This is a genomic window from Sphingobium wenxiniae (assembly GCF_007830065.1).
GTDB lineage: Bacteria > Pseudomonadota > Alphaproteobacteria > Sphingomonadales > Sphingomonadaceae > Sphingobium > Sphingobium wenxiniae.
Genome location: NZ_VLKK01000002.1, coordinates 145266 through 158214, shown reverse-complemented (window position 1 = coordinate 158214; position 12949 = coordinate 145266). Strand labels below are relative to the sequence as shown.

10 protein-coding genes are annotated in these 12949 nt (G+C 60.3%); 8 read left to right on the top strand and 2 right to left on the bottom strand.

Going from position 1 to position 12949, the window contains the following annotated elements; genetic code table 11:
• Nucleotide 1: 1 nt before the first annotated feature.
• From IQ35_RS03145 to IQ35_RS03135, 3 genes are read left to right on the top strand one after another with little or no spacing between them, the layout of a single operon-like run.
• Nucleotides 2–646: a 3-oxoacid CoA-transferase subunit B gene (locus IQ35_RS03145; RefSeq protein WP_145071941.1), complete on the top strand. Its 645-nt coding sequence runs from the start codon at nt 2–4 to the stop codon at nt 644–646.
• A complete protein-coding gene (locus tag IQ35_RS03140) occupies nt 643–1824 on the top strand; it encodes an acyl-CoA dehydrogenase family protein (protein WP_021245915.1) in 1182 nt (393 codons plus the stop codon). The genes IQ35_RS03145 and IQ35_RS03140 overlap by 4 nt, the downstream gene beginning before the upstream one ends.
• Nucleotides 1821–2897: a phosphotransferase gene (locus IQ35_RS03135; protein WP_145071940.1), complete on the top strand. Its 1077-nt coding sequence runs from the start codon at nt 1821–1823 to the stop codon at nt 2895–2897. The genes IQ35_RS03140 and IQ35_RS03135 overlap by 4 nt, the downstream gene beginning before the upstream one ends.
• A 213-nt stretch (nt 2898–3110) precedes the next feature.
• On the opposite strand, the gene IQ35_RS03130 is transcribed toward IQ35_RS03135, so the two are convergent.
• Nucleotides 3111–3788 (bottom strand): TetR/AcrR family transcriptional regulator, encoded by a 678-nt coding sequence (locus IQ35_RS03130; RefSeq protein WP_021245917.1) that lies wholly within the window; start codon nt 3786–3788, stop codon nt 3111–3113.
• A gap of 324 nt (nt 3789–4112) precedes the next feature.
• Nucleotides 4113–6452 (bottom strand): TonB-dependent receptor, encoded by a 2340-nt coding sequence (locus tag IQ35_RS03125; protein WP_021245919.1) that lies wholly within the window; start codon nt 6450–6452, stop codon nt 4113–4115.
• A gap of 512 nt (nt 6453–6964) precedes the next feature.
• Here IQ35_RS03125 and IQ35_RS03120 point away from each other — a divergent pair.
• The 5 genes from IQ35_RS03120 to IQ35_RS03100 all read left to right on the top strand — a co-directional run bounded on the left by IQ35_RS03120 (nt 6965) and on the right by IQ35_RS03100 (nt 12905).
• A complete protein-coding gene (locus IQ35_RS03120) occupies nt 6965–9064 on the top strand; it encodes a 3-hydroxyacyl-CoA dehydrogenase NAD-binding domain-containing protein (protein ID WP_242003273.1) in 2100 nt (699 codons plus the stop codon).
• 12 nt (nt 9065–9076) lie between these two features.
• On the top strand, nt 9077–10006 hold the full coding sequence (locus IQ35_RS03115) for a DMT family transporter (protein WP_021245979.1): 930 nt from the start codon (nt 9077–9079) through the stop codon (nt 10004–10006).
• A gap of 186 nt (nt 10007–10192) precedes the next feature.
• Nucleotides 10193–10606, top strand: coding sequence for a Zn-ribbon domain-containing OB-fold protein (locus IQ35_RS03110; RefSeq protein WP_031291691.1), 414 nt, complete (start codon nt 10193–10195; stop codon nt 10604–10606).
• Nucleotides 10606–11682, top strand: a complete 1077-nt coding sequence (locus IQ35_RS03105) for an acyl-CoA dehydrogenase family protein (protein WP_021245981.1) — start codon at nt 10606–10608, stop codon at nt 11680–11682. Before IQ35_RS03110 ends, IQ35_RS03105 begins: the two co-directional genes overlap by 1 nt.
• On the top strand, nt 11682–12905 hold the full coding sequence (locus tag IQ35_RS03100; RefSeq protein ID WP_145071938.1) for an acyl-CoA dehydrogenase family protein: 1224 nt from the start codon (nt 11682–11684) through the stop codon (nt 12903–12905). The genes IQ35_RS03105 and IQ35_RS03100 overlap by 1 nt, the downstream gene beginning before the upstream one ends.
• Nucleotides 12906–12949: the final 44 nt, after the last annotated feature.

The following is a 12949-nucleotide window of genomic DNA, read 5'->3' as shown; positions in this document are numbered from 1 at the left end:
AATGCCCTGGACTCGTGACGATATGGCGGCGCTTGCCGCACAGGAATTGCTGGACGGCTTCTACGTCAATCTGGGTATCGGCATTCCGACATTGGTCGCCAACCATATCGCGCCCGGTGTGGACGTGACACTCCAGTCGGAAAACGGAATGCTGGGCCTTGGTCCCTTCCCCACCGAAGCAGACATCGACGCAGACATCATCAACGCGGGCAAGCAAACGATCACCGAACTCGATCGCACTAGCTACGTATCGTCGGCGGACAGTTTCGGTATGATCCGGGGCGGGCATATTCAGCTATCGGTGCTGGGTGCCATGGAAGTCGCCGAAAACGGTGATCTGGCCAACTGGATGGTGCCCGGCAAGATGGTGAAAGGTCCGGGCGGCGCGATGGACCTCGTCGCCGGGGTGGGTCGGATCATCGTGCTGATGGATCATGTCGACAAAGCGGGGACCGCGAAGTTTCGAAAAAGCTGCACTCTGCCCCTCACTGGCGCCAATGTGGTCGATATGATCATCACGAATCTTGCCATATTCCAGCGGCCTGATCGCCGTTCGCCATTCTTCCTGAAGGCAATTGCGCCAAATGTGCTCCCCGACGAGGTCCGGGCAAAAACCGAAGCTCATTATCTGGAAATGCCGGCATGAGCGGCATTGGCAGCGAACCTGCGGCGGAAATCGCAGCCAAGGTCGAGGCGTTCGTGCGCGACGTCGTGATCCCTTATGAGAAGGATCCCCGGATCCAAATCCATGGCCACGGCCCGCCCGAGGATCTGGTTGTCGAACTCAGAGCCAAGGCACGCGCGGCCGGCGTCCTGACTCCGCATATCCTGCCCGATGGCAGTCACCTTACACAGCGCGAAACCGCAATGGTGCTCAAGCCGTCCGGACTCTCGCCGCTTGGGCCGGTGGCGGTCAATACAATGGCCCCCGACGAGGGCAATATGTATCTGATCGGCAAGGTCGGTTCGCGGGAATTGAAGGAAAGATTCCTCCGGCCTCTGGTGGCGGGCGAGGCGCGCTCCGCTTTCTTCATGACCGAGCCGGCCGCCGACGGCGGCGCGGGTTCTGACCCATCCATGATGCAGACGAGTTGCGTACCTGACGGCGATCACTGGGTCATCAACGGACGCAAGGCATTCATCACCGGAGCGCAAGGCGCCAAGGTTGGCATCGTCATGGCGAAATCCGATGCGGGAGCGTGCATGTTCCTGGTCGATCTGCCCGATCCTGCTATCCGCATCGAACGCGTGCTCGACACGATCGACAGTTCCATGCCTGGCGGCCATTCGATAATCGCGATCGACAATCTGCGCGTGCCCCGCCACCAGATGCTTGGAGCATCCGGCGAAGGTTTCAAATATGCGCAGATCCGCCTTAGCCCCGCGAGGCTCTCGCATTGCATGCGCTGGCATGGTTCGGCAACGCGGGCGCATGAGATTGCTACCGCCTATGCCTGCAAGCGAACGGCTTTCGGCAAATTGCTCATCGATCATGAAGGGGTCGGCTTCATGCTGTCGGAGAATATGATCGAACTCAAACAGGCCGAATTGATGATCGACTGGTGCGCCGACATACTGGACAATGGGTCGCTGGGCACGGTGGAAAGCTCCATGGCCAAAGTCGCGGTCAGCGAGGCGCTGATGCGGGTCGCCGATCGCTGCGTGCAAATAATGGGCGGCACCGGCGTGTCAGGCGACACAATCGTCGAGCAGGTGTTCCGCGAGATCCGCGCATTCCGCATCTACGACGGCCCGACCGAGGTTCATAAATGGAGCCTCGCCAAGAAGATCAAGCGGGACTTTCTGAAAGCGCAGCCGTCATGAGCGCAACGCCGGACGAGAATCTCGGCACCACATCAGTGCGCGAAGGCTATGCGTTTGACGAGGCGGCGCTTGCGGATTGGATGCGGGTCAATGTTCCAGGCTACGCAGACCCATTGACGGTCGAGCAGTTCAAGGGCGGCCAATCTAACCCGACGTACAAGCTGGTGACGCCCACTAAGGCCTATGTCCTTCGCCGCAAGCCACCGGGTCGATTGCTCAAGGGCGCTCATGCGGTCGAGCGCGAGGCGAAGGTCCTGATCGCTTTGGAGAAGGCGGGCTTCCCCGTAGCGCATGTCCATGGCCTGTGTGTCGACGAAAGCGTCATCGGCACCTGGTTCTACGTAATGGATATGGTGGAAGGCCGCATCTTTTGGGATGCGACCGTGCCGGGCGTTTCCAAGACGGAACGCGCCGCCATATTCGATGCGATGAACGCGTCCATAGCGCAACTCCATTTAGTCGATTACGAAGCAGTCGGCCTTGGCGATTATGGCCGGCCCGGCAATTATTTCGAAAGGCAGATCAGGCGCTGGTCGCAACAATATCTGGAGGATGCCGACGCTGGGCGCGATCCCAATATGGATCGGCTGATCGAATGGCTGCCGGGCAACATACCGGCGGATGACGATGACACGAGCATTATCCATGGCGATTTTCGCATCGATAATATGATCTTCCACCCGACCGAACCCAAGGTGCTGGCGGTGCTGGACTGGGAGCTGTCGACATTGGGGCATCCGGGCGCGGACTTTGCTTATAATGCGATGATGTATCGGATGCCGCCCCATATCGTGGCGGGCCTGGGCGATGCTGATATTGCCAATCTCGGCATTTGTAGCGAAGAAGACTATGTCGCTGCCTATTGCGCCCGCACCGGTCGCGCATCACTGCCCGGATACGAATTCTACCTTGCATTCAACTTCTTTCGCCTTGCTGCCATTTTCCATGGCATCAAAGGCCGCGTCAACCGCGGCACCGCCTCTTCTGCCCAAGCGCGGGAGCGGGTAAGGGCATTGCCGGAACTTATGGCATTGGCTTGGCGGCAAGCACAAAAGGCCGACAAATCAAAGTGACTCGGAACGTAACGCCAAACCTTCATCTCATCGCCCAAGAACATGCCGACTTCAGACCCGGTGCGCAAAAACCACGGACGTGGTGACGGCGAGCGCTGCGTTCGCGAGAATGATCGATCTGCACCGGATCGTGGAAACATAGTGTACGGCTGCTCGGCCGGCCGTATCGGGATCAACCCGATTTGAAATGATCCCGATAAGATGGATGCGGTCTTAGCGCCTTTGCCGCTTTGGCGATGGTTTTATCGGCTCATCCACTGTTGGATCTGGCGAACTTTCCAAGAACGACTGTCGCATGACATGTTCAAAAGTGATCGCGAACCGCCGTCCGAGTTGTCGGCGCGACCGTTGGGAATCGCCAGCGAAAACGGCAAGAGCCGCGGCAAACCACATGCCGATGATGACATGGGACACGTGATCAACCTCGATTCCCTTAAACAGCTTTCCCGATTCAGCAAGATCGGCCTGATACTTCAGCCCCGCCCGTAATAGCGGATCGTCGTCATGCTGCCGGTCAAGCAGGCTTCTCAGATAGAAGCGGACCAGTTCCGGGCTGTCTGCAGCAAAGCGTGCGAACGCTTCATAGGGATTCCCGCTATAGAGTTCGCCATTGGCGAAGAGTTCTGCGAAGGCGTCGTCCAGATGATCGCGTACCGCATCGAGAAGCGCATCCCGGTTGGCGAAATGATGGTACATCGTGCCGCGGGTGCGCCCTGCCCGTGACGCAACAGCGTTCATGGAGACAGCATTGACTCCGCTTTCGCTCCAGATCGCGACGGCGGCGTTGATCAAATCACGAAATGTTGCATCGCCCCTCTTGCGACGCTGACGCACGGCAGGTTTCTGCTGCACTTTCCTGTATTCCGAATCCTGATGGTCCTTCAAAACCATTCACACCTAACCATCGCCTCAATGCTGGCAAACATGCTGCACATGCAGCGCAAGCCAGTCATAAGCTGCAAGCATTTCGCTAGCAGTGCGCGACTTGCCTTCCGTTGCCGTCATGGCATACAATCTGTATAATATCAAAGGTCTGCGGAATAATGAGCGCGCGCCTGCGTCCATAGAACATGATGAAGCCGCATACGGAATCGACACCGCACCGGAAGAGTTGAGGCAACGCTGAGAGCAGGTGCTCCCTCCCGCTATGCTCTGGAAGAAGCACAACAAAAAGGGGTAGCTCTTGCCACCCCTTCTTTTCGAACCTTTCGGTGCTCAGAAATGATAGCCTATCTGAATGCCATAGGTTCGCGGATCGCCATAGTGACCGGCAAACCAGTCGAGCGAGCGTCCGGTCAGGTTACCGCCCTGCACATATTTTTCGTTGCCCAGATTTCGCCCGTAAACGGCGATATCGAACCCGGTCTGGGCAATATTCTTCAGATCGATCCGCGCATTGACGATACCATAAGGTCTGGCGACCAGTTGCTGAAAACTTACCGCGCTGGAATGGTAATAATCGACGTTAAGCACCAGTTGCCCCACATTCCCCAGATCCGACGCATAACGGGCATTTCCCGTCCAGGTCCATTTGGGTGTGTTCTGGAAGGTTGCTTCATTGCCGCCGACGCTGGGATCGTCGAACAAAGGAGGCAAGGACGTGTCCGTATATTTCGGATCGGTATAAGCCATTCCGCCCGTAAATTGCAGCCCGCGCGCCGGGGAAATCATCAAAGTCGCATCGATACCCTGGATTCGTGCCGCGCCGCGATTGATCGTGAGCGCGGTATTGGTGGGATCGTTGGCCGAATTGCCGTCGCCGTCGAAGCCGACAGGCACAACGATGATCGCCTGGATGTTCTTGAAGATACCGCGGTAGGCCGATAGGTTGAACCGTCCGGAAACCGATCCAACGTCCCAGCTAGTTTTCAAACCGATCTCCCAGTCATTAATGAATTCGGGATCATAGGTCTGATGAGCAGTCAGCGTTCCGCCGAGCAACGGCGAATTGATACCGCCACCGCGATAGCCACGACGCTTGGTCAGGTAGAGGAACACATCCTTGTTCACACGCCAGTCGAGCCCAAACGTATAGGTCGGTTCTTTAGACTCAACCGAACTGCTAAAGCTGGTTGCATCTGATTGACACGCGCTTTTGCTTACCGGGACCAGCGCATCATTGGCGGTCGTCGGCGAAGTGGAGGAACATAGTTCCTGCTTATCGACCGTGTACCGCGCACCCATGTTGAACTTCAGCCCTTGAACCCATTGGGCCAGATCGATGGACAATGTGCCGAATACGGCCTTGCTGGTATCCGAATAATAATTATGCTGATCGAAATATCCCGGCGAAAACCCCGTGAAGGGGTTTTCATAGGCTGTCTGAATGACACCGAAATTACCGTCCGGATCCGATTTCAGATAGAAACCGCCGATGCGCCAGTCCAGCCGATCCTCGAACAGCGTGCCATAGACCTGGAGTTCTTCCGTGATCTGTCGCTTGGGTGCGAATTGGCGGACGGTGATCAGGCCCATTTCAGTGCCGTCGACATCCAAATAAACGTCAATCTTGCTATGGCGATAGCCGAAGATATTTTTAATCGTAGCCCCGCCAAGTTCGAGCGTGGTCGTGTTCGAGATACCCCAGTTCGTGACGCGTTCGAACGGGTCTTTAAGATCGGTATACTGGCGCCGCGGCCCAAGCTGCTTAGCGCGCTCCACAGCCAGATCGGCATCGCAACTCGGCGAGGTGCCGCAATTATAATAGGTGGCCAAGAACGGCGTGGTGGTGCCTGGCGCCGGTGACACCCGGTCGGTGGGCGTGGAGCTTGCACCGACATTGTCGGTCTTCACATAATCATACACTGTCAGGTTGGTCAGCCATTCGGTCGGCTCAAGCAGCAGGCTGGCGCGGAACGCGTCACTATGCTGATTGTCGAAGTCGGGACCGCCGCTCATATTCTTGGTATAGCCATCATGCCGCAACAATTGGCCGGCAAGGCGCAGAGCGACCTTGTCCTGAACGATAGGGACGTTCACCGCACCCTCCAGACGCCTGTCATCGTAGTTGCCGTAGGAGGCCGTAACATAGCCGCCAAATTCGTAGGTAGGCGACTGCGAATAGGTCAGGACGAGGCCACCCGTCGTGTTCCGTCCGAAAAAGGTTCCTTGGGGCCCTTTGAGAACCTGGGCGGAGCTCAGATCGAACGTAGGAATGTTGCTGCCGTCATTAGGCAGCGGCACCTCGTTGAAATAGGTAAGCACGGCCGGCAGGCCTGCGCCCGTCACTGCACGGGTCTGGCCGCGAATGGTCAAGTTGACGTTATAGGACGCACCGGACGACGTAAAGGTGACGCCGGGCGTCGCAAATGTGAGGTCGCGCGTATTAAGAATCGTCTTTTCGGCGATCGCCGCGCCCGAGAAAGCGGTAACGGACACTGGAACCGACTGAATATTTTCTTCGGAGCGTCGGGCGGTGACAACGATGTCCTGAAGTCCATCCGAATCCGACGCCCTCTCTCCCCTCGCACCGGCTGACGTCGGATTTGCCGCCTGTGCGTAAAGCGGCATGGGCACCAGCGCGATCGCGGTTGCGCAAAAAAGATGAAGCCTCATTGTACGTTGCATTTCGCCCTCTCCTCCCATGGCTGAGTTGAAATACCGCAGCCTTAGCCAGCCTTTCTCGACCGCAATTCTTATACAGCCATGTATACATTAATCTTAGCAACCCAAAAGTGAGCTGTTAAGAAATCATGCTTATGATCGAAGCCGGCTTGCGGACCGTCATGCGTCGATATTGCAACCCTGCAATGCTCAGAGCCACAACCCTTCATGCGTCCGATGTCGCAAAATCACGCTGCTCCTGTCCGGCACCCGGTATGATTGCGCTCCGGAAGTGAGCCCTTGGTCCGGGACATGGCACCTGCGTTCACTAAGTCAGTTGTCAGAAAAAAATAGAAACTCGGGCCATCCTGTTATTGAACAATATCGTATAATATTTTCCTTGGATTCGCCATATATCGCGACCATGATTTTCTCGCCCGCTCCCTTCGCTTTAGGGCGGAGAAGGTGCAGGTCTTTTCGACACGCGGGTGCGATCAACGCCCTACAAGATTTGGAGACCAGACGTGACGATCAAGCCGGAGGATGCGGTCCGTTATGAAGTGCGCGACGGTGTCGCGGTTCTCACCATCGACTTTCCGCCGGTGAACGCGCTGGGCGCGCCGATGCGGGAGGGCATGATGGCGCGTCTGGATCAGGCGCTGGCCGATCCGACTGCCGAAGCCATCGTCGTGGTGGGTGCGAACGACAAGTTCATCGCGGGCGCGGATATCCGCGAATTCGGCAAGCCCAAGGTCGGCCCTGAACTATTCACCATTCAGGAAAAGATGGAGCAGTCCCCAAAGCCCATCGTCGCGGCGATTGACGGCCATGCGCTGGGCGGCGGCCTGGAATTCGCGCTCGCGGCCCCGTTCCGCGTGGCCGCGAGCCGGGCCAAGGTCGGTCTCGTGGAAGTCAATCTGGGCCTGCTGCCGGGCGGCGGCGGCACGCAGCGCCTCACGCGCCTTGTCGGACCGGAAGTGGCGCTCGACATGATCCTCAACGCCAGGCATGTGCCCGCGCCCAAGGCGAAGGAACTGGGCATTGTCGATGCCGTGACGGACGGCGACGTGACCGAGGCGGCGATCGCCTTCGCCAGGCAGAAGGCGAAGGAAGGCGGGCCGTGGCCGGTGGCGATCGAACGCACCGACAAGGTGCAGAATGTCGATCCCAAGATCTTCGAGGATATCCGCACCAAGAATGCGGGCAAGTGGAAGGGCACGGTCGCGCCGTTCCAGATCGTCAACTGCGTCGAGGCGGCGACGAAACTGGCGCCGCGTGAGGGGCTGGCCTTCGAGCGCGAAGCCTTCAAGATCTGCAACGATGCGCCCAGCCGCCCCGCGCAGATCCACCTCTTCTTCGCGGAGCGTCAGGCCGCCAAGGTCGACGGCACCGAAGGCATCAAGCCCAAGGCGATCAGGAGCGTGGGCATCATCGGCGCCGGAACGATGGGCGGCGGCATCGCGATGAGCATCGTCAATGCCGGCCTCTCCGTGAAGCTTCTCGACACCACGCAGGAAGCGCTCGACGCGGGCATGGCGCGCGTGACCAAGAATTATCAGACGTCCGTTTCGCGCGGGTCGACCACGCAGGAAAAGGTCGACGCGGCGCTCGCGCGGATCGAAACCGTGCTCGATTATTCGGCCTTCTCGGACGTCGATATGGTGATCGAGGCGGTGTTCGAGAATCTGGAGGTCAAGCATCAGGTCTTCCGCAAGCTCGACAAGGTGTGCAAGCCCGGCGCGATCCTCGCCTCCAACACATCGGCGCTCAACATCGATCGCATCGCAGAGGCCGTATCGCGTCCGGGCGACGTCATCGGCCTGCACTTCTTCTCGCCCGCCAACGTCATGAAGCTGATCGAAGTGGTGCGCGGCGACCTGGCTTCCAAGGAAACCATCGTCACGGCGATGAACTTCGCCAAGACCATCGGCAAGGTGCCGGTGCTGGCCGGAAGCTGCGTGGGCTTCATCGGCAACCGCATCCTGCATCGCTATGGCGCGGAAGGTGATCTGATGCAGCTCGAAGGGGCGACGCCATGGCAGATCGACAACGCGCTCAAGGACTTCGGCTTTCCCATGGGCATCTATCTGATGCGCGACATGGCGGGTCTGGACGTGGGTTGGCTGGTCCGCAAAAACCGGATGAAGGATGGAACGATCGATCCCAATGCAGCGGACTATAACCCGCTGATGGACCGCTTGTGCGAGAAGGGGCGATACGGCCAGAAGACAGGTGCGGGCCTTTACAAATATGACGGCCGCAACGCTGCTCCCGATGCCGAAGTGGAGGCGATGCTCATACAAATTTCCGCAGAAAAGGGTATTACGCGCCGCGCAATCAGTGATGAGGAAATTGTCTGGCGCGTCCTCGCCGCGATGGTGAATGAAGGCGCGAAGATCGTGGAAGAAGGCTATGCCCAGCGCGCGTCCGACATCGATGTCACCTATGCCTTCGGCTACGGCTTTCCCAAATATCGCGGCGGCCCCATGTTCTGGGCCGAGCAGCAGGGCCTCGACAAGGTCTATGCCAAGATCAAGGAATATGAAGTCCAATATCCCCAGCGCTGGAAGCCCGCAAACCTGCTCAAGGATCGGGCCGAAGCCGGCAAAGGGTGGAAGGACTGATTATTGCCGGTGATGGACGGCAGTAAGAGCGCCCGCGCACAGACGTTGCCCCAAAGCAATTTGCGCGGCGCCCTGTGGGTATTGCTGTCCGCGCTCGCCTTTTCAGTGTCGATGGCGCTGGTGAAGTTCATGGGCGAAGGCTATCCACCGCCGATGCAGGTCTTCATCCGCCAGTTGATCGGCCTGCTGGTGCTCGTGCCCTTCATCCTGCGCGATCCGGTGCAGGCCTTCGCCACCAACAGACTGGGACTGTTCGTGGTGCGCGCCATTGCGACCAGCCTGTCGATGATGCTGGCCTTCGCGTCTTATCAGCAGCTTCCTCTGGCGGAGGCGAATGCCCTGTCCTTTACCCGCACGCTCTGGATGGTGCCGTTGGCGATCCTCATGCTGGGCGAACGGGTCGGAATGCTCCGCTTCCTCGCGACGCTGGCGGGGTTCGGCGGCGTCCTGCTCGTCATACAACCGAAGGGGAGCGAGGGCGTGGCGCTGCTTCCTGCGTTGTACGGGCTGGCCGCGGCGATGCTGCTCGCCTTCTCCGTCACCGGCATCAAGGCGCTGAGCCGGTCGCACGGGCAGTTGCAGCTGCTGTCGTGGGCCGGCGTGTTCGGCGTGTTGTTCGCCCTGCCCGCCGCGATACCCGTCTGGCGGCTGCCATCGGTCCATGACGGCCTGCTGCTGCTCGCCATGGGCGTAACGGGCGCGATCGCGCAATTCTGCTATATCAGGGGGCTGTCGATGGGCGATGCCACGGTGCTGGCGCCGGTGGACTACAGCCGCATCATCATGACCTCGCTGCTTGGCCTCGTCATCTTCCATGAACTGCCGCCATCCACGACATGGCTTGGCGTGGCGATCATCGTCGGCGGGGCGGTGTTGATCACCTGGCATTCGCAGCGCTATAGGGAGCGCGTGGCTGACGCGGCGCTCGATCGGGAAATCTGATGACGGCTGGTTTCCGGCCGCATATGGCCATCATAGGCATCCCGCTATATCCGGCCCTCGTGCCGCGGTGTCTCCGACATCATCGCGCTCATGATATATGGCGTGCGGCGGACGCTTTGATGCTGGCATTGGAGCGCCAGTCATGATGAGGACAACTGACAACATGACATTGATGATGGCTTTTCCATGGCAACACGCCCGCGTCCCCGTTTGACCCCTTTGAACCGCTTCTACTGGGAAGCGGGCAGAGAGGGTGTGCTCAAGATCATGCAGTGCCGGGAGTGCGGCACCTGGATTCATCCGGCGGCGCCGATCTGCCCATCGTGCCTGAGCGAGAATGTCGCTCCACAGCCGGTCGAGGGGACAGGCGGCATATACAGTATCACCGTCAATTATCAGGCCTGGGCGCCCGGTCTGGACGTGCCCTACGCCATCGCGCGGGTAGCGTTGGACGGCGTGGACGGCGTATTGCTGACAACCAATATCGTGGGCGACGGAGCCGTGGAGGCGGCGATCGGCGACCGGGTGCAAGTATGTTTCGAGGAGCAGGACGGGATCTGGTTCCCGCTGTTCACCCGCGCGCAAGAGGATAAGCGGTGATGGAAAATGAAATTCTCACGATGCTCCTCGATCAGGCGGTGCGCCTGCTCGATGCCGAAGCGTCTCAGACTCGCCTCAAAGCGTTGCTGGAGGAACCCGGCTCCTTCGATGCCGCCCTGTGGGGGAAGGCCGTCGAACTGGGCTGGCCCGCCATCGCCATTGCCGAAGAAAGCGGCGGCCTTGGGCTGGGTATCGGCTCGCTGGCGCCGTTGTTGCAGGAACTGGGGCAGCGCACTGTCTCGCTTCCGCTGGCATCCGGCTATGTGACCGCAGCGGCCCTGCTGGAGGGCGGGGTCGCCGCCGACGTGGCGGCGCAGCTCGCATCCGGCCAGGCCATCGCGACGCTCGCGCTGGGCGAAGCAGGCGAGTGCGGCCTGTCGCCCGCTGTCGTCTTTTCCGGTGGAACGCTGAAGGGCGCCAAGGCTCCGGCGAGTTTTGCCGCGGTTGCGACCCATGCGTTGGTCAGTGCCCGGGACGGCGATACGCCGGGTCTTTATCTCGTCGATCTGACCGCCGCCGGCGTTACGCGGGACGTCGTGCCCACCATCGACAATGCGCGCGCCGCAGCCGCCCTGCGGTTCGACGATACGCCAGCCACGCTGGTCGTTGCCGGTTGGAACGCGCTCCTTCGTCATGCAGGCGTCGCCGCCACGCTGGTGGCGTTCGAACAGATCGGCGGGGCCGAGCGCTGTCTGCGCATTTCGGTCGACTATGCCAAGGAGCGCAAGGTCTTCGGTCAAGCCATCGGCGCGTTCCAGGCGATCAAGCACAAGCTGGCCGACATGTATCAGGAACTGGAGATCGGCCGGGGCTGTGCCATCGATGCGCTGGAGTCGCTGGAGGAAGGACGCGGCGATTTCCTCATGCTGGCCTGCACCGCGCGGCTGGGCGCCGGCATGGCCTATGACTTCGCCGCGCGCGAATGCATCCAGACGCATGGCGGCATCGGCGTGACCTGGGAGGCCGAGCCGCATCACCACTATCGGCGCGCGCGATCCCTGGCGCTTGAAATCGGCGGGGCGCCCTTCTGGCGCGACCTGCTTGTCGACGGCCAGCAGATACTGGAGACGGTGTGATGAACGACATGTCCACGCAAGCTAATGAGAGCCTTGGCGACTATGTCGCGCGTGCCCGTGCCTGGCTCGACGCCATGGAGCCGCGCTTCGGCCATGAAGCGCGCAAGGGCTTGACCGTTGATCAGGATCTGGCGTTGGCCCGCGAATATCAACGCCTGAAATCGGAGGCCGGCTATGCCTGCATCACGCTGCCGCGCGCGCTGGGCGGCGGCGGAGGCTCCGAGATCCAGAAGATCCTGTTCGGCCAGGAAGAGTTCAAGCACGATTTTCCGACCACCTATTTCACCGTCAGCCAGGGCATGCCAATACCCATGCTCCTGCGTTATGCCGACAAGGAAATCGGCCAGCGCCTGGCGCCGCCCGCCATCCGGGGCGAAACAATCTGGTGCCAGCTCTTTTCCGAGCCTTCCGCCGGCTCCGATCTTGCCGCGGTGCGGACGCGGGCCACGCGCGATGGCGATGGCTGGCGGATAGACGGACAGAAGCTCTGGACCACCTGGGCGCAATATGCGGACTATGCCATCGCGGTCGTGCGCACCGATCCGACCGTGCCCAAGCATGCCGGCCTCACCTTCTTCTGGCTCGACATGAAATCGCCAGGGATCACCGTGAAGCCCGTGCGCAAGCTGGCGGGCGAGAGCGAGATCAACGAAGTCTTCTTCGACAATGTCTATGTGCCGGACAGCCAGCGCATGGGCGATGTCGGGGCAGGCTTCCGTGTCGCCATCGAAACGCTGATGATCGAACGCTATTCGGTCGCGGACGACGCCTGCGGCGGACCGACGCTGAACGAATTCGCCAAGTTGGCCGCGAATAGCCGGATCAACGGTCGTGCCGCCATCGATGACGGCCAGGTGCGCCGGGCGCTGGCGGAAGCTATCGTCGAGCGGCAGGGCCTGCGTTCGATCCACCGCCGCGCGCTGTCGGCCATTGCCGAGGGCAAGGAACCCGGCCCGGAAGGGTCGATCCGCAAGCTGCGACTGGCCCGCCGTCGTCAGGCGATGGGCGAACTGGCGATGGACCTTATGGGTGCGGAGGGCATGCTCCTGGAGCCCGAGGGCACCTCCACGCTCGATCATGTCTGGTCGTGGATGGACGTGCCCGGCGCCCGCATCGCGGGCGGTACGGACGAAATATTGCGGAACACCATCGCCGAAAAGGTGCTGGGCCTGCCGCAGGACTATCGCCCGGACAAGAAGGTGCCGTTCAACCAGATCGGTTGAACCGCGAGGATTGCAGGACAAGCGCGGCGGGTTTCTGCGGCGGA